Origin of the sequence: Paraburkholderia sediminicola, assembly GCF_046026675.1 — a bacterium.
GTDB lineage: Bacteria > Pseudomonadota > Gammaproteobacteria > Burkholderiales > Burkholderiaceae > Paraburkholderia > Paraburkholderia sediminicola_F.
Window position 1 is genome coordinate 3046236 of record NZ_JAQQEY010000002.1, and the last position, 16112, is coordinate 3062347.

Annotated in this window: 16 protein-coding genes; all 16 read right to left on the minus strand. The window is 64.2% G+C overall.

The features are described 5' to 3' along the window. Nucleotides 1–64: 64 nt before the first annotated feature. The 16 genes from PQQ86_RS33330 to PQQ86_RS33405 all read right to left on the minus strand — a co-directional run bounded on the left by PQQ86_RS33330 (nucleotide 65) and on the right by PQQ86_RS33405 (nucleotide 16102). Nucleotides 65–1075, minus strand: coding sequence for a WD40/YVTN/BNR-like repeat-containing protein (locus tag PQQ86_RS33330; RefSeq protein WP_408276927.1), 1011 nt, complete (start codon nucleotides 1073–1075; stop codon nucleotides 65–67). 108 nt (nucleotides 1076–1183) lie between these two features. Then, nucleotides 1184–2389 (minus strand): acetyl-CoA C-acyltransferase, encoded by a 1206-nt coding sequence (locus tag PQQ86_RS33335; RefSeq protein ID WP_408276930.1) that lies wholly within the window; start codon nucleotides 2387–2389, stop codon nucleotides 1184–1186. 40 nt (nucleotides 2390–2429) lie between these two features. Then, nucleotides 2430–2912 (minus strand): MaoC family dehydratase, encoded by a 483-nt coding sequence (locus tag PQQ86_RS33340; protein ID WP_408276933.1) that lies wholly within the window; start codon nucleotides 2910–2912, stop codon nucleotides 2430–2432. 11 nt (nucleotides 2913–2923) lie between these two features. Continuing rightward, the gene (locus PQQ86_RS33345) at nucleotides 2924–3727 is read right to left on the minus strand and encodes an SDR family oxidoreductase (RefSeq protein WP_408276936.1); all 804 of its coding nucleotides are present in this window, start codon (nucleotides 3725–3727) and stop codon (nucleotides 2924–2926) included. Further along, nucleotides 3724–4920, minus strand: a complete 1197-nt coding sequence (locus PQQ86_RS33350) for an acyl-CoA dehydrogenase family protein (RefSeq protein WP_408276939.1) — start codon at nucleotides 4918–4920, stop codon at nucleotides 3724–3726. The genes PQQ86_RS33345 and PQQ86_RS33350 overlap by 4 nt, the downstream gene beginning before the upstream one ends. Then, on the minus strand, nucleotides 4920–6194 hold the full coding sequence (locus PQQ86_RS33355; RefSeq protein ID WP_408276942.1) for an acyl-CoA dehydrogenase family protein: 1275 nt from the start codon (nucleotides 6192–6194) through the stop codon (nucleotides 4920–4922). The genes PQQ86_RS33350 and PQQ86_RS33355 overlap by 1 nt, the downstream gene beginning before the upstream one ends. 4 nt (nucleotides 6195–6198) lie before the next feature. After that, entirely contained in the window at nucleotides 6199–7074 is an 876-nt protein-coding gene (locus PQQ86_RS33360) for an SDR family oxidoreductase (protein ID WP_408276945.1), read from the minus strand. Nucleotides 7075–7121: 47 nt separating this feature from the next. Further along, the gene (locus tag PQQ86_RS33365; protein WP_408276948.1) at nucleotides 7122–8273 is read right to left on the minus strand and encodes an acetyl-CoA C-acetyltransferase; all 1152 of its coding nucleotides are present in this window, start codon (nucleotides 8271–8273) and stop codon (nucleotides 7122–7124) included. Beyond that, complete coding sequence (locus tag PQQ86_RS33370; protein ID WP_408276952.1) at nucleotides 8270–9334, minus strand: acyl-CoA dehydrogenase family protein; 1065 nt, start codon at nucleotides 9332–9334, stop codon at nucleotides 8270–8272. The genes PQQ86_RS33365 and PQQ86_RS33370 overlap by 4 nt, the downstream gene beginning before the upstream one ends. A gap of 68 nt (nucleotides 9335–9402) precedes the next feature. Further along, nucleotides 9403–10584, minus strand: a complete 1182-nt coding sequence (locus tag PQQ86_RS33375) for an acyl-CoA dehydrogenase family protein (protein WP_408276958.1) — start codon at nucleotides 10582–10584, stop codon at nucleotides 9403–9405. Next, nucleotides 10581–11399 carry an enoyl-CoA hydratase family protein gene (locus PQQ86_RS33380; protein WP_408276961.1) on the minus strand — a complete coding sequence of 273 codons (819 nt, stop codon included), beginning with the start codon at nucleotides 11397–11399 and terminating at the stop codon, nucleotides 10581–10583. The genes PQQ86_RS33375 and PQQ86_RS33380 overlap by 4 nt, the downstream gene beginning before the upstream one ends. A 58-nt stretch (nucleotides 11400–11457) precedes the next feature. Beyond that, nucleotides 11458–12540: an NAD(P)H-dependent flavin oxidoreductase gene (locus PQQ86_RS33385; RefSeq protein WP_408276964.1), complete on the minus strand. Its 1083-nt coding sequence runs from the start codon at nucleotides 12538–12540 to the stop codon at nucleotides 11458–11460. Further along, nucleotides 12537–13430 (minus strand): enoyl-CoA hydratase, encoded by an 894-nt coding sequence (locus tag PQQ86_RS33390; protein WP_408276967.1) that lies wholly within the window; start codon nucleotides 13428–13430, stop codon nucleotides 12537–12539. Before PQQ86_RS33390 ends, PQQ86_RS33385 begins: the two co-directional genes overlap by 4 nt. Nucleotides 13431–13438: 8 nt before the next feature. Next, the gene (locus PQQ86_RS33395; protein WP_408276970.1) at nucleotides 13439–14236 is read right to left on the minus strand and encodes a CoA-transferase subunit beta; all 798 of its coding nucleotides are present in this window, start codon (nucleotides 14234–14236) and stop codon (nucleotides 13439–13441) included. Nucleotides 14237–14246: 10 nt separating this feature from the next. Then, entirely contained in the window at nucleotides 14247–15131 is an 885-nt protein-coding gene (locus PQQ86_RS33400; protein ID WP_408276973.1) for a CoA transferase subunit A, read from the minus strand. A gap of 74 nt (nucleotides 15132–15205) precedes the next feature. Then, nucleotides 15206–16102: a VOC family protein gene (locus PQQ86_RS33405; protein WP_408276976.1), complete on the minus strand. Its 897-nt coding sequence runs from the start codon at nucleotides 16100–16102 to the stop codon at nucleotides 15206–15208. Nucleotides 16103–16112 lie beyond the last annotated feature (10 nt).

Consider the following 16112-nt stretch of genomic DNA (forward strand, 5'->3'; position numbering starts at 1 on the left):
GCAGCCATGGCGAATCAGTGGCCGGCGAGCGCGCTATGGAGTGTCGGCGAACGACGACGCGTGTTCAGGAAGGTGGCGCGCTGGGCGATACAGGCGGAGACGCAGGCGGCGTTCGGACTACGGGCAATACCGGCAGCAACGCGATGCCCGCTTCTCCGCCCAGCGCAAGCTCGCCATGCCCGGCGTCGACCACAGTCGCGAGGCTCTGCACGCCCCCCACCTTGCGCACCGCGAAGCTCTGCCCGTTATCGCGCGAGGTGACAATCGCACCGCCCTGGCCAACCAGCACCAGTTCGCCGTCGGCGAGTTGCACCGCGCCGAAATACGAAGTGCCGACACGGCTGTCTATATGCGTCCACGTGTCACCCTGATCGGTGCTGCGCAGCACGTTGCCGCGCATGCCGTAGGCGACCCAGTCGCCGTCAGTCAATTTCAGCACGCCGAATAGTGAGCCCTGATAGGGTACGGGCCGTTTCTCCCAGCTCGCGCCGTTGTCGGTGGAACGCAGCAACGTGCCGGTTTCACCGGCGATCATCAAACGGCCGCTCGAATCGCCGGCAATTGCGTTCAGGTGGCGATCGTCGGCGGGCGTTTTCTGTTGGGCCCAGGTGGCGCCCGCATCGTGCGAGACGAACAACTGGCCGAAGCTGCCGCTCGCGAACACCAGTCCGCTTGCATTGCCCCACACGGACAGCAGCGGGTCCGAATGCTTGCGCTCGAAACGCACTTCGCTCCAGTGCGCGCCGCCATCGACGGTGCGCACGATCCAGCCGTCGTGCCCCACCGCAATGCCGATACGCGGCGAGACGAAGAACACCTGGGTGAGCGCAGACGCTTCGTCGGAGATCATCGCGGCTCGCTGCCAGGACGCGCCCGCATCGTCGCTCAGGAGGATGACGCCGCGCTCACCCACCGCGACGAGACGCTTGCCCGCTTTGGCGAGACCATTGATCTGCAGGCGATCAGCCTGAATGGTGGTCGCCGCGAAAGCCGGCACAGGGCGAGGCGAAAACGCAAACAGCGCTGCGCCCAGCACGGCCGCCGAGAGCAGCAAGCCAGGTAGTGTTGATTTCATTTTTTGTCTCCTGTCGACCAGATGTCGATCGGAGTTGGCGCTTTAGCGCTTACTCCGATCCCATGCAAAGCTCGCTACTCTGGTCCCATGCAAAGCTCCGACCGCGGTCTACGCCGCTGTTTCGAAGAGTGCCGCAGCGCCCATTCCGCCGCCGACGCACATCGTCACGACGACATAGCGCACACCACGCCGCCGCGCTTCGAGCAGCCCGTGCATCGTCATGCGGGTGCCGGACATGCCGAACGGATGGCCGATCGAGATCGCGCCGCCGTTCACATTCAGACGATCGGCCGGAATATGCAGTTGATCGCGGCAATAAATGACCTGGCACGCGAAGGCCTCGTTCATCTCCCACAGGCCGATGTCGTTCACCGTCAACCGATGACGCGCCAGCAGTTTCGGCACGGCGAGCGCCGGACCGATGCCCATTTCGTCTGCGTCGCAGCCCGCCACCGCCATGCCGCGATAGATACCGAGCGGCTTCAAACCGCGCTGCTTCGCCTCCGTTGCGCTCATCACGACCACCGCCGCTGCGCCGTCGGACAGTTGCGACGCATTGCCGGCAGTGATGAACTCGCCCTGCGCGACCGCCTCACCACCGCTCCAGACCGGCTTCAGTGCAGCCAGACTCACCGCACTGGTATCCGCGCGATTGCATTCGTCGCGCGTGGCCCGCACGCTTTCGTGGCCGACCGGCTTGCCTTCCTTGTCGAACAGCGCGCGCTGCGCATCGAAGGGCACGATCTCATCGTCGAAGCGTCCCGCCTCCTGCGCCGCGGCCGTGCGCTGCTGGCTCGTCAGCGCGTATTCGTCCTGAGCCGCACGCGAGATGCCGTAACGGCGCGAGACGATTTCCGCCGTTTCGATCATCGCCATGTACGCAGCCGGCTGATTCGCGAGCACCGCGTCCGACCGTGCGCGGTACGCATTCTTGTGCTTGTTCTGCGTCAGTGTGATCGACTCGACGCCGCCCGCCACCACGATCCGCGCGTCGCCGCACAGGATGTTCTGCGCGGCCGTCGCGATCGTCATCAAGCCCGACGAGCACATCCGATCCATCGCCATGCCCGGCACCGAAGCCGGCAAACCCGCTGCAGCCGCCGAGAGCCGGCCGATGTTGTAGCCCTGGGTACCCTGCTGCGCGGCGCAGCCCATCAGGGCGTCGTCGATATCGGCGGGGTCGAGTTGCGCGCGCTCGACCGCGGCCCGCACCACATGGCCACCGAGTGCGGGTGCTTCGGTGTCGTTGAACACGCCGCGATACGCTTTGCCGATCGGTGTGCGTGCAACCGAGACGATGACCGCTTCGTTCATGAACTATTCCTCTACGGGTTCTACAGGTTTCTTCGGGTTGCTACAGGTAGTAGCGGCTGATCGTGTCGGCCACGCAACCGGGTTTGGTCTCGCCGTCGATTTCCACGGTCACGCGAATCCACGCTTGCATGCCACCCTCGATCGCTTCGGCGCGCAGCAACTGGCCGACGCCTCGAATGCGCGCACCGGCTCGCACCGGCGCGGGGAAGCGAATCCTGTCGCAACCGTAATTGACGCCGAGCCGCGCGCCATCGATACGTACGATCTGCGGCAGAAAGAAATTGACGAGCGAGAGCGTCAGAAAGCCGTGGGCGATACAGCCGCCGAACGGACCTTGTTGCGCGCGTTCGGTGTCGACATGGACCCATTGATGATCGAGCGTGGCGTCCGCGAACAGCCCGATGCGCGCCTGCTCGACCTGCATCCACGCACTTTCGCCGAGCCTTTCGCCAACCGCCGCGACCAGCTCGTCCGGATGAGCGAACACGCGAACCGGCTGGGGGTTGCTAGACACTTCAGCCATAGCACTGTCCATCACGCGTGCTGACTGCTGACCGACAGTACTTCGCCGGTCATATACGACGCATAGTCGCTTGCCAGAAAGACCATCACGTTCGCTACCTCCCAGACTTCGGCGGCGCGTCCGAATGCTTCACGCGACGCCAGTTGATCGAGCAGGTCGGCCGAGGCCGACTTCTTCAGAAAATCGTGCAGCGCAATACTCGGCGCCACCGCGTTGATGCGCACACCGTACGGCGCGGCCTCGAGCGCGGCGCAGCGCGTCAGTGCCATTACGCCGGCCTTCGCCGCCGCGTAATGCGCCTGTTCCGCCTGCGCTCGCCAGCCGAGCACCGACGCGTTATTCACGATCACGCCACGGCCACGCTGCTGCATATGCGGCAACATCGCCCGTGTCATGCGGAAGGTGCCGGTAAGGCTAATGTCGATCACCCGCGACCATTCGGCATCGTCCATTTCGACGATGCGACGCGCGCCGCCAAGCCCGGCGTTGTTGATCAGCACGTCGACGCCATGCATCCTGGCTTCGGCGTCAGCCACCAACGCGCGTACATCCCCTTCCACCGAGACGTTGCATAAACGCCCGTAGATCGCCTGCAAACCCGTTTCGGCGCGCAAGGTTTCGACGGCTTGCGCGAGGCGCCTTTCGTGGATGTCGGAGATGAAGAGCGCGCGGCAACCTTCTTCAGCGCAGCGTTTGGCGGCGGCGAAGCCGATGCCCACACCGGCGGCCGCTGTAATCAGCACGGATTTGCCGGCCAGCAGTTGATGGCCCGGCACGTAGGCCGGCGCGGTCCGCACCGTTTGGGATTCGTTCATTGCGTTCCTCTGGGTTCTCTCGGCATGCCGAGCCCGCGCTCGGCCATGATGTTCAGTTGGATTTCGTTGGTGCCCGCGTAGATGGTGTCGGCGCGCGAGAAGAGGAACACGCCCTGCAGGCGGGTGCGCTTTGCGTCGGCGCTGTCGATCACATTGGCGTCGGGGCCAAGCACATCCATCGCCAGTTGGCCGAGCTCGCGATGCCAGTTCGACCAGTAGTATTTGTAGATCAGCGCTTCACGGCCCAACGCGCCGCCGCTTTCATCGACACCGGCGCCGGCCAGCATGCGCAGCGCGTTATAGCGCATCACGCGCAAGCCAGCCCAGGCCCGCGCGATTCTTTGACGAATCAGCGGATCATTCGCGACACCCGCTTCATGCGCCGCGTCGACCACCCACTCGAGTTCGCGGATGAACTGCATCTGCTGGCCGAGCGTGGACATGCCGCGCTCGAAGCCGAGCAGCGTCATCGCAATGCGCCAGCCGTCGCCGGGAGTGCCGACCAGATCTTCAGCAGCGGCGAGCGCGCCATCAAAGAACACTTCGTTGAATTCGGCGCCACCGTTTAATTGCTTGATCGGGCGAATCTCGATGCCGGGTTGATCGAGCGGCATCAACAGAAACGACAGTCCGCGATTGCCGCGCGACTCTGGATCCGTGCGCGCGATCACGAATATCCAATCAGAGTCGTGCGCGAGCGAGGTCCAGACTTTCTGGCCGTGCACGCGCCAGTTGCCGTTTTCGTCGCGGACTGCACGAGTGCGGACGTTCGCGAGATCCGAGCCCGCGCCCGGTTCCGAATAACCCTGGCACCAGAACTTCATGCCGTTCAGGATGTCGGGCAGGAAGCGCTTACGTTGATCGTCGGTACCGCATACGATCAAGGTCGGTCCGAGCAAACCCTCGCCGATATGACCCATGCGCCCTGGACCACCGGCACGTGCGTATTCCTCGTGAAAGACCACCTGGTCGGCGACGGACATCACACGGCCGCCGTGTTCTTTTGGCCAGCCGAGACCCGTCCAGCCGCCGCTTGCCAGTTCACGTTCCCATTTCTTGCGCAGCGCCGGATAAGCTTCTTCGTCGCCGGGACCGCCGCGGTATTGCAGGCAGGCGAACTCGCCGCTGAGATGCGTGCTCATCCAGTCGGCGACTTCCACGCGCAAGCGTTGTTGTTGCGTTTCGCTGTTCATCAAAGGACTCCCGCGAGAACGGCTTGCGCGTGGTCGTTGGCATGTGCAAGCGGCAAAGACCGTGCTGCGCCAGAAGCCTCGCTACGGTCGACAACCTGCTCCGCAATAAACGACAACATCTGCGCCGTCGTGCCGAATTGCGCACTGCAAGCCTGTGCGCGCTTGAAATACAGTTGCGGGTCGTATTCCCATGTGAAACCGACGCCGCCGTGCAGTTGGATCGCTTCCTGAGCGCAGAAGCGGAACGCGTCGTTGGCAGTGGCTTTTGCCGTGGCGATATCGGCAAGCACGTCCGGCGGTAACGAAGCGCCAGCCTGATTGAGCATTTGATCCGGCGCCTGAGCCCGCATTTGATTCCGCGCCTCATCCCACGCTTGTGCGGCTCCGAGCACGGCCGAACGGGCCGCCTCGATTTCGACCATCATCTGTGCGCAACGGTGTTTGATCGCCTGAAACGAGGCGATCGCGCGGCCGAACTGCACGCGCTCCGCCGTGTAGGCAAGCGTGAGATCGAGACATTGCTGCGCGCCGCCAAGTTGTTCCGCGGCCAGCGCCAATGCTGCAAACCATGCGGTGTCAGACAGCGCGCGTTGCGCCTCGCTGCCCTGCGCCATCAACGCGTCATGCGGCACATCGATGGCATTCAGCTCAACGCGCGCCAACGGACGCGTCGCGTCCAGCGTAACAAGTGGTGTACGGATGAGGCCTGCGAGATCAGCACAGTTCAATTCGAACAGCGCGATGGTTTGCGCTTCGTTCGCGATCAAAGCGGGCACCAGTAACAGATCGGCGCTAGCAGCGTCAACGACCTGTTCCAACGTACCCGACAGACGATAGCCGTGAGCTGTCTCTTCAGCGTAAACCGAAACCGTACGTGCATCAAAGCCGGCCCCAGCTTGCAACGCCAGCATCGCGCTCGCCTCACCGCTCGCAATCCGCGAGAGCCACGCGCGCGCAGCTGCTGATTCGCACTGCGCGAGCGCCGTCGCCGCGAGGCACACCGTGCCGAAATAAGGCACACACGCGAGGCGCCGCCCCATCTGTTCCATCAGCAACACCAGTTCCATCGCGCCCAGCCCCGCACCGCCCGCCGCTTCCGGCACGGTTAGCGCACACCAGCCGAGCTCGCCAGCGAGCGTGCGCCACAGGCCCTCGTCGTGGCCCCCGGTGTGTTCAATCGCCTGCCGCACCGCCGCCGATGCGCTGCGCTCGGCCAGCACCCCGGCCGCCGAATCGCGAATCATGGTTTGTTCTTCGGAAAGAGCGAGATTCATCGCATCAGCTTCCGTAGACTTGCTGCGCCGGCTCACGTTCTGCAACCAGCGCCGCCACCGCGCCGCCCAGTGCAGTGACTTGCCAGCGTACGCCGATATCGATGCGCGGCCCCGTGCGCCAGCCCTCGGCCACGGCGATCATGCCGCCCGCTGCTTCGAACACCTGCCCAGTCACGTCGCGAGATTCAACGCTGCCGAGCCAGACGACCAGCGGCGCAACGTTCGCCGGATCGAAGTAATCGAAGCCATTGGCGGGCTTTTTCATCATCTCGGCAAACACGCCCTCGGTCATCGACGTGCGCGCCGCCGGCGCCAGCGCGTTCACCCGCACGCCGTAGCGCTGCAATTCCGCGGCCTGCATCAACGTCAATGCCGCGATGGCCGCCTTGGCCGCGCCATAGTTCGCCTGCCCGATCGAGCCTTGCAAACCCGCCCCCGAACTCGTGTTGACTATCCGCGCATCCACCTCGCGCCCCGCCTTCGATGCATCTCGCCACTCCTTTGCCAGCAATTGCGCAAGACAGAAATGCCCGCGCAGATGCACCCGCATCACGTCGTCCCAATCGGTTTCGGTCATGCTGATGAACATCCGGTCGCGGCAGATCCCCGCGTTGTTCACCAGCACATGAATCTCACCGAAGGCTTCGTGCGTGGCATCGATGATGCGTTGCGCCGTGTCGATGCACGTGATGTCGTCGGCATTGGCCAGTGCCCGGCCGCCGGCACGCGCAATCTCGTCGCAGACGGCTTGCGCGGCTTCCTGACGAATATCGTTGACCATCACCGCCGCGCCTTCGGCGGCAAACGCAAGCGCATATTCGCGGCCCAACCCTCCACCCGCACCGGTGACGATCACGGTGCGTTCGTTGCAGATTCCCATGCTTGATCCTCCTGGACAGTGATGCGCTCAGGTGCGCATATCGACGCTTACAGGCGCTCGATGATCGTGACGTTGGCAAGGCCACCGCCTTCGCACATCGTTTGCAAGCCGTAGCGGCCTTGCGTGCGTTCGAGTTCGTGCAGCAGGCTCGTCATCAGCCGCGCGCCGGTTGCGCCGAGCGGATGGCCGAGCGCGATCGCGCCACCGTTCGGATTGGTCTTCTCGTGCGGATAGCGCATTTCGGCGAGCCACGCTAGCGCCACCGAGGCAAACGCTTCGTTCAGCTCCACCACGTCGATTTCGTCCAGCGCGAGGCCAGCCTTCTTCAACGCGTGACGTGTGGCGGGAATCGGCGCGGTGAGCATCCATAGCGGATCGTCGCCGAGCACGCTCACGTGATGGATACGGGCGCGCGGCGTGAGGCCGTAACGTTTGAGCGCCTCTTCAGAGACGATCAGCAGCGCCGCTGCCGCATCGCAGGTCTGGCTCGAGACGGCAGCCGTCAGCGCGCCACCAGGCATCAGCGGTTCGAGCGAAGCCATCTTCGCGAGCGTGGTGTCCTTGCGCGGCGTCTCGTCATGGACGACGCCGGCGAACGGCACAATTTCACGCGCAAAGTAACCGCCTTCGATCGCCGCCAACGCGCGCCGGTGACTCTCCAGTGCGTACTGCTCCATCGTTTCGCGCGACAGGTTCCAGTGATCCGCGATCCGCTGCGCCGCATGGAACTGCGAGACCGGTGCAGCGCCGAAACGCGCACGCCAGCCGGTACTACCCGAGAACGGATCGGTGAAACCGAGCGGCTCCGCCGCCGTCATCGCCGACGAAATCGGAATCTGCGTCATGGTCTGCACGCCGCCCGCGACCACCACATCCTGCGTGCCGCTCATCACGGCTTGCGCGGCAAAATGCACCGCCTGTTGCGACGAACCGCATTGCCGGTCCACCGTCACGCCGGGCACCGTCAACGGCAAGCCCGCGGCGAGCCAGCAGGTGCGCGCGATATTGCCCGCCAGCGGACCGATCGTATCCACGCAGCCGAATATCACGTCGTCGTATTCATCAGCAGGAATGCCGTTACGGCCAACCAGTTCCTTCAACACGAAGCCGCCGAGATCCGCGGCATGCACCTGCGCGAGTCCGCCTTTGCGGCGGCCGGTCGGCGTGCGCAACGCATCGACGATATAAGCCTGTTTCATTGCGATTCCAGTTCGAAAGTACGGGCCGGTCCGATCGGAGCACATGACTCGATCAGCGCGTCGGCCACGCGGGCCTTGTGAAACGTCGTGTCGCCCCAACTGCCCGAGAGCGCCCAGATGCGTTTCATGAAAATCTGCAAGTCGAGCTCCCACGTATAGCCAATTGCGCCGTGCACCTGCATCGCGTGGCGCGCGGCGAGCTGCGCCGCGGCAGTGGCGGCGAGCTTCGCGTGGGAGACGTACAACGCGCGGTTCGGGTCGTTATCCGCGATCGCACAGGCGGCCCGGTAGACGACGGGCCGCGCGAACTCGTAGCGGATCGCGACGTCGGCGAGCAGATGCTTGAGCGCCTGATACGAGCCGATCGGCTTGCCAAACTGCTTGCGCTGTGCGCTGTAGTCGATTGCGACATCGAGCACGCGTTGCGTGAGACCGAGCAACTGCGCGGCGACGGCAAACGCGCCTTGATCGAGTGCACGCGCCAGCAATGGTTGCGCCTCGGCGGCCGTTGCCACGCGCGTGCCCGCGCTTGCCTGCCAGTCGAGTTCGAATAAGCGACGTGACGGGTCGACGCTCTCCACCGCATTCAACCGGCAAGCGTCGGGCGTGAGCCAATGCAATTCGCCCTCCCGCTCACATAGCAAGACCTTCGCGACGTGCGCATCGCCGACATACGGATTCGCCGGATGCGCAACCGCCACGCGCGCCGCACCCGCAGCGATATCGCGCAACAGTGCATCGCGTTGCGCACCTGCCGGCAAACCTTCCAAGATACCGACGGCCACGAGTGCCGTATCGAGCAACGGCTCGGGTCCCGCGAAGTAGCCATAAGTCTGCGCGAGCAGCGCCCACTCCACTTCACCGAGTCCCATCCCGTCGTGACTTTCCGGCACCGACACGGCCGTCAACCCCTGGCAAGCGAATATGTCCCACATGCGCTCCGAGCGGCCCGTGGGCGTGCTCCACAACTCGCGGATCAGCTCCGGCGTCATCTCAGTCATCAGAACGCGCTTGACGCTGCTCGCCAACGCTTCCTGATCTTCGTTGAATACGAAATCCATAGTTCCTCGCTCAATCCTTTAAGCGTCTGAATGCAGGCTAAATGCGGGTTGCAGCATCGGCACCGGCATCACGAGCGCGGCATCCCCAGCATCCGTTCCGCGACGATGTTGCGCTGGATCTCGTTGGTGCCCGCATAGATCGGCCCGGCCTGCGCGAACAGGAAACCATCGAGCCATGTGCCGAGCGCCGCGTGTTGCTCGTGCGTTTGCGGCACGACCTCGGCGTGCGCGCCGAGAATATCGAGCGCGGTCTGGTGCACGCGCAGATCGAGTTCGGACCAGAACACCTTGTTCGTGCTCGATTCCGCACCAATGTGACCGCCCTTCTGCAAGCGGCTCGCGGTCGCGTAAGTGGAAAGCGCGTAAGCCTGCGCATCCATCCACGCGCTGATCACGCGATCGCGTAAAGTCGGATCGCGGTCGGCTTGCGTGCGATGCGCCAGATAGAGCGCGCGCAATGCCTCAGCGGTGCGTTGAAAACGTGCTGGCGAGCGCAGCATCAGGCCACGTTCGAATCCTGCCGTTGCCATGGCGACCTGCCAGCCCATGCCTTCGCCGGCGAGACGGTTTTCGACCGGCACACGCACGTCGTCGAAGAAAATCTCGGCGAAACCGGTGTGGCCGTTCAATTGACGGATCGGCCGCACCGTGATGCCCGGCGTCGAGAGCGGCACCATCAGAAAGGTAAGGCCGTGGTGACGCGTTGATTGCGGATCGCTGCGAAACAGGCCGAACAGCCAGTCGGCCCACACCGCGCGGGTCGACCAGATCTTCTGGCCGTTCAGGATGTATTCGCCGCCCGTGCCGCCGTCGGTACGAATAGCACTCGCGCGGATTGCCGCCATGTCAGAGCCTGCGTTGGGCTCCGACCACCCTTGCGCCCATACGTGTTCGCCTGCCGCCATAGCCGGCAGAAAGCGCGCCTTTTGCTCCTCTGTACCGAAGTCCATCAAAGTCGGGCCGAGCAGGAAGATGCCGTTCTGATTCACACGCATCGGTGCGTCGGCGCGCCAGTATTCTTCTTCGAAGATCAGCCACTCGATCAGATCGCAACCGCGTCCGCCCAATTCGCGCGGCCACGTCACCATGCTCCAGCGGCCCGAATGCAGCGTGCGTTCCCATTCCCGATGTGCGGCGAAACCCGCTTCGGTGTCGAAGCTCGGCAGCGGCTCGCGCGGCACGTGGACCGCGAGCCAGCTGCGAATCTCGGCGCGAAACGCGCGTTGCGCCGGCGTGTAGTCGAGCTTCATGCGCGCGCTCCGGCTTTGCGTTCGGCCTCATTGGCAGCATTGAACTGCGCGTCGCGCTTTTCGACGAAGGCTGAGCGTGCTTCTGCCGAATCGTTCGTCATATAGGCCTGCAAGGTGAAGCCCTGCTCCCAGCGGTATTTGTCTTCGAGGTCGCCGTCTTCGACACCGTTCAGCGCTTCTTTCGCGAGTTGCAGCATCGCGGGGCTCTTCGCGGCGATCTTGCGGGCGATTTCGAGCGCTGCCTCACGTAGCTGCTCGCGCGGCACCACGCGCTCGACTGCGCCGAGCCGGTAGGCCTCGGCGGCGTCGACCATGTCGCCGGTGAAATACATCGCACGCACTTTCTGCACGCCGAACATGCGTTGCAGATGCGCACCGCCGCCCATCGCGCCCCGGTCGATCTCGGGCACGCCGAAGCGCGCGCAGTCGGACGCGACAATCACGTCCGCCGCGCCGCAAATGCCGATGCCGCCGCCCAGCACAAAACCATGCACCGCGACGATCACCGGCTTCGGATTGCGGTGCACCGCGCGAAAAGTCGCGTAATTGCCGGCATTGACCGCGATGATCCGTTCGGGGTGCGCGGCCAGTTCCTTGATATCGACGCCCGCGCAAAAACCGCGCCCTGCGCCGCGCAATACGATGACGTGCACGCTGTCGTCGCGGCCGAGCGCGTCGATTGCATCGGCCAGCGCTTGCCAGCCGCGTGCGTCGAGCGCATTGACCGGCGGCTGGTCGATCACCAGTTCGCCGATGCCGCCTTCGCGTTCGATGCTGAACGGCAGCAAGCGGACGCTATTGATGGGTTCTGTCATGTCTCCGTCCCTGGTGAGTGTTTGCTTTATGAGGTCATGCGTGGCGTCAGGTCTTGCGTCATGCGTGAACCGGCGCGCCGCGCATGGCCGCCAGCGCATCGAGCCGCGCCACGGCTTCGTCGACGATGCGCGCGATCAAGGTCTCGCACGGCTCGATCGCGCCGATCACCGCCGCGACCTGCCCGCTCGGCAATACGCCCTCGTCGGGTTGACCGTCAACGATCGCGCGCTGGATCAGAAACGGCGCATTCGCCGCCATCAAAGTCTGGCTCGCGGTGTAGCTGTGATCGCGCAGTGCCTTGAAGCCGAGCGCGGCCATCTGGCTCAGACTCATGCCACTCTGACGGCGCCACGCTTCAGCCGTGCGTAACGCGAATAGCGTGCGGCGCAACGGGCCAAACGCTTCGAGGCGCAGCAGATAGGGGTTGTCGATCATTCGCTGCGGCAGGCCATCCAACGCCGCGGACACGCGGATTTGCGAAGGGTCTGCTACGGCGACGTAGCGATCGAGTGTCGCGCGCGGCACGGGCGATTCGGCGGTCATCAGAAAGCGCGTGCCCATCGCAATACCTGCCGCGCCGTAGCCGAGCGCCGCAGCGAGGCCGCGCCCGTCGAAGAATCCGCCTGCAGCGATCACCGGCACGTTCACTGCATCGAGTACGCGTGGCAACAACAGCGTCGTGGGCATCGAACCCGTGTGGCCACCGCCTTCGGCACCTTGCACGGTGACTGCATCGGCGCCCAGTTCGACCGCTTTGGCCGCGTGCTTCGGTGCGCCCACGGTGGGAATGCACATCACGCCGGCGCCCTTGAAGCGACGGATCGTCTTCGCGTCCGGTCCTCGGCCGTAGCTGACCGCGCGCAGCCGGTGCTTGATCGCCAGATCGACCACCTGTGCCGCGTTCGGCTGGAACATATGGAAGTTGATACCGAAGGGCCTGTCCGTCAGCTCTTTCACGCGCAGGATTTCCGCTTCCACGCGTTCGGCTTCAAGCGTCGCGCCGGCCAGAAAGCCGAAGCCGCCCGCATTGCAGGTCGCGGCGACGAGATTCGCATCGGCGACCCAACCCATGGCCGTCTGCACGATCGGATAGCGGCAGCCGAGCAGATCGCACAAAGGTGTGTGCAACGTTGCGCTCATGCGGCTTCTCCGTCGGCCTTGCCGTTCTCACGTGCGGCGGCCACCGGTCGTTGCGACTCGGCCATCCTGCGCGCGTCGTAGCCACCCAGCTTGTCGCCACTCACCAGTTCGTTGTGCGCATGCGCGAAGTGGTGCCACGCAAACGCCGCATCCATCGCCGCACGCTTGCCTTGCAGCTCTTCAACGTGATTCACAGCCTGCTTGGTCAGCGTCAATCCTAGTCGCGGCATGCGCGCGATCTTTGCGGCGATTTCCGTCGTAGCGTCCTGCAAGCGTTCGCGCGGTACAACCCGATTGACCATGCCCATCTGATACGCGCGCGCCGCATCCATCCGTTCGCCAAGAAACAGAAACTCCTTGGCAATGCGTGGATTCAATTCATAGGCGTGCGCGAAATACTCAACGCCCGGAATACCCATCCGCACGACCGGATCGGAGAAGAACGCGTCGTCCGAAGCAACGATCAGATCGCACACCCACGCCAACATCAGGCCGCCCGCCACACACGCGCCCTGCACCATCGCGATGGTCGGCTTGGGCAGATCACGCCAGCGGCGGCACATGCCGAGATAAACCTCCTGTTCGCGGGCGTACAGGAACTCGCCACCTTCCTTGCCGACGTGGTCGTACCAGAGCGACGTGCGCTCGAACGACTGATCGATGTCGCGGCCGGGCGTGCCGATATCGTGGCCCGCCGAGAAATGCTTGCCCGCGCCGGCGAGAACGATGACCTTCACCGCGTCGTCGTTCGACGCGCGCCTGAACGCGGCGTCGAGCGCATACGTCATCTTCGAGTTCTGCGCGTTGTGATACTCAGGGCGATTCATCGTGATCGTGGCGATGCCGTCGCTCACGCTGTATTCAACGACGCTTTCGTGGCTGGCTTGCATGATGTCCCTCACACGCGACGCGGCGCAGGGTTGTTGCGCACGACGCCCGCACGCAGGTTATGCGGATCGAGCGCGCGCACGATGCGCAGATCGTCGGCGCCAGGCGGCGATGTTACGTGCATGTCGGGATGCGCACGCAGTTCGAAACCCGTCGCATCCTGCACTTCGTCGAAGCTCACGCCAGGATGCAGCGAGCGCACCTGCACCGCATGATTCGCACCGCCGAAGTCCATCACGCACAAATCGGTAATCACGCTGCGCAGATCGGTGAACGCACGCATGCCGGGGATTTCGCGTGCGGGGTTGTAGCCCACGCTGCACACCATATCCACCTCACCGGCAACGAACGTGCGCTTGCCGTGGCCGGAGACGAAAAACGAGTTCGCGTGATTGATGCTGTTGCCCGGGAAACCGCGCGCGCCTAACAATTGCGTTTTCGGGCGAGCGTAGTCGTCGCCGAGCCAGGAGATGTTGGCCTGGCCGAAGCGATCAATCTGCGTGGGCATCACCAACGCATGACGCTTGCCGTGCCACACACAATCGAACACGCGCTCATAGGTCATCAAACCGGACGCCTGCACGCGATAGCCTGCTTCACGCGGTCCGAGCGGCACCGGGCTTTCGACCAGATAGGCCTCGCCATCGGTGAGCATCAGACCGGCGTTGTAAGCAAGGCGCGCAAGGCCAGCGGCCAGACGCGGGCCCGTGCCAATGCCGGTTGCCAGCACTTCGCCGTCATCACGCCAGACGCGCGCCGCCGCGGCAATCATCAATTCGGCGAGGGAATAATCGAAAGAGTCGCTCATGTGCGCTCCATTACAGAATCGGCAACGGCAACGCCGCTACATGGGACCGGCCGCCTGCGCGCTGCAGATAGCCCGGTTCGTCGGCGCCCACTATGTCACTCAGGTAAGCGGCTGTTTGTTGCGGATCTTCCGCACTCGCGCAATACGTCTTCAGATGCGGCAAATCCCAGCCGTAAGCAGGCGCGCACGAGGTGGGATGCGCGCCGCACGGTGCGTGAACTACGCCGCTCACGAGCGATCGTTCGAAGGTGTTGCGGCGCGCGAGATCGAGGTCGTCGCTCGCGAGCGTTTCGACCAGCGTCTCGCTGCTGACGAAGCACCTCTTCGCCGCGCGTGCGAACCATGCATCGAAGAAAGGATCGGGACCGTCGATGCGCGTGTTGCCCATCCTGTCCGCGGCGTTCACATGCAGCAAAGCCGCGTCGAGTTCAAGCGCCGGCATCGCCAGCAGCGTCTCGCCGCCATACGGCGATTGCACGGTACGCAGATGCGGCGCGTGTTTCAGCAGATCCGTGCCGAGGCCCACGCGCGTCGGCAAAAACGGCAGACGTGCCGCCGCGGCGCGCAGACCGAGTTGCAGCAGGCCTTCGTCGAGCTCCCACACGTCGAGCGCGCCCTGTTCACGTGCCCGGCGAAAATGCGGCTCGAGCGGAATCACATCGAGCGACACGAATCCGAACACCAGCTTGCGGACTTTGCCCGCCGCGCACAGCAGCCCGACGTCAGGGCCGCCATACGCGATCACGGTGAGGTTCTTCAGATTCGAACGGACGATCTCGCGCACGAGTGCCATCGGCTTGCGGCGCGGGCCCCAACCGCCGATGCCGATCGTCATGCCGTCGGCGAGTTGCGCGACGGCATCGCGCGCGCTGAGTTCTTTATCGAGTGGTTTCATGCGGTATTCCTGCGGGTTCTCTGCGATTTCCTGCGTGCTTGCTGCGTTTTTGCTGCGGATTTCCCGACCAGGGCCTAGCGGAATCCAACGCTGAAGTCGTGGCCCCACAGGCTCACGCGCGTCGCCTCGTAGACGTTGTGCTGCGCCCAGTCGACCGTCAGGCCGCCGTAGCCGTATTCCAGATCGAAGCCGCCCGGCGTTTTCATGTAGAACGAGATCATGTGGTCGTTGCAATGACGGCCGAGCGTTGCGGAGAGCTTCACGCCTTGCGTTGCAACCCGGTCGAGCGCGCGGCCCACTTCATCCATCGAATCCACTTCGGCCATCACGTGGATACAGCCGGACGGCACCGGTAAGTCCATGATCGCGAGGCTGTGATGACGCGCGTTTTTACAATGCAGAAAATGAATGCGTTTCTCTGGTTCGGCGGGGTCGTCGGTGAAACGCACGCGGAAGATGTCGGAGAGCTCGAAGCCGAGCACGTCGCGCAGGAATGCATCGGTCGCGTCGAATTTCGGTGCGGGCAGCACGGCGTGCCCGAGGCCCATCGCGCCGGTAACGAAACCGGCCACGCCCAGCGGCGATACGAAGCGCCGGAAATCGGCGCGCACGCCCCAGAAGAACTCGTGCCGGTTGCCGGATGGATCCGTGCACCAAACCATCGCCTGCACGCGGCGCAGCGCGGTCTCTTGTGCGCTGGCGCGGATCGGTTCCACGCCGGCCGCCTCGAGAGTGCGGATGGCTTCGTCGAATGCGGCTGCGTCGGCCAGTTCCCAACCCGACGCGAAGTAGCGGTCGGTGTCGCCGGGCACGATCAGGTAGCGGAAATCGCGCTCGTCCATCTTCACGTATAGCGCGCCGTCCGTTGCGTCCAGCGCCTGCATGCCCAGCACGTTTTCCGCGTAGCCGCGCCACGTGTCGACATCCGCCGACTGCACGACGATGTAGCCTAAAGCCCGTACATCGATCATCTCCGACTCC

Excerpts from the sequence above, each read along its gene's own strand:
- PQQ86_RS33345 (WP_408276936.1), bottom strand. The coding sequence starts at position 3,727 with ATGAACGAATCCCAAACGGTGCGGACCGCGCCGGCCTACGTGCCGGGC.
- PQQ86_RS33400 (WP_408276973.1), bottom strand. The coding sequence starts at position 15,131 with ATGAAACCACTCGATAAAGAACTCAGCGCGCGCGATGCCGTCGCGCAA.
- PQQ86_RS33390 (WP_408276967.1), bottom strand. The coding sequence starts at position 13,430 with ATGCAAGCCAGCCACGAAAGCGTCGTTGAATACAGCGTGAGCGACGGC.
- PQQ86_RS33350 (WP_408276939.1), bottom strand. The coding sequence starts at position 4,920 with ATGAACAGCGAAACGCAACAACAACGCTTGCGCGTGGAAGTCGCCGAC.
- PQQ86_RS33370 (WP_408276952.1), bottom strand. The coding sequence starts at position 9,334 with ATGGATTTCGTATTCAACGAAGATCAGGAAGCGTTGGCGAGCAGCGTC.
- PQQ86_RS33335 (WP_408276930.1), bottom strand. The coding sequence starts at position 2,389 with ATGAACGAAGCGGTCATCGTCTCGGTTGCACGCACACCGATCGGCAAA.
- PQQ86_RS33340 (WP_408276933.1), bottom strand. The coding sequence starts at position 2,912 with ATGGCTGAAGTGTCTAGCAACCCCCAGCCGGTTCGCGTGTTCGCTCAT.
- PQQ86_RS33395 (WP_408276970.1), bottom strand. The coding sequence starts at position 14,236 with ATGAGCGACTCTTTCGATTATTCCCTCGCCGAATTGATGATTGCCGCG.
- PQQ86_RS33385 (WP_408276964.1), bottom strand. The coding sequence starts at position 12,540 with ATGAGCGCAACGTTGCACACACCTTTGTGCGATCTGCTCGGCTGCCGC.
- PQQ86_RS33405 (WP_408276976.1), bottom strand. The coding sequence starts at position 16,102 with ATGATCGATGTACGGGCTTTAGGCTACATCGTCGTGCAGTCGGCGGAT.
- PQQ86_RS33355 (WP_408276942.1), bottom strand. The coding sequence starts at position 6,194 with ATGAATCTCGCTCTTTCCGAAGAACAAACCATGATTCGCGATTCGGCG.
- PQQ86_RS33365 (WP_408276948.1), bottom strand. The coding sequence starts at position 8,273 with ATGAAACAGGCTTATATCGTCGATGCGTTGCGCACGCCGACCGGCCGC.
- PQQ86_RS33330 (WP_408276927.1), bottom strand. The coding sequence starts at position 1,075 with ATGAAATCAACACTACCTGGCTTGCTGCTCTCGGCGGCCGTGCTGGGC.
- PQQ86_RS33360 (WP_408276945.1), bottom strand. The coding sequence starts at position 7,074 with ATGGGAATCTGCAACGAACGCACCGTGATCGTCACCGGTGCGGGTGGA.
- PQQ86_RS33380 (WP_408276961.1), bottom strand. The coding sequence starts at position 11,399 with ATGACAGAACCCATCAATAGCGTCCGCTTGCTGCCGTTCAGCATCGAA.
- PQQ86_RS33375 (WP_408276958.1), bottom strand. The coding sequence starts at position 10,584 with ATGAAGCTCGACTACACGCCGGCGCAACGCGCGTTTCGCGCCGAGATT.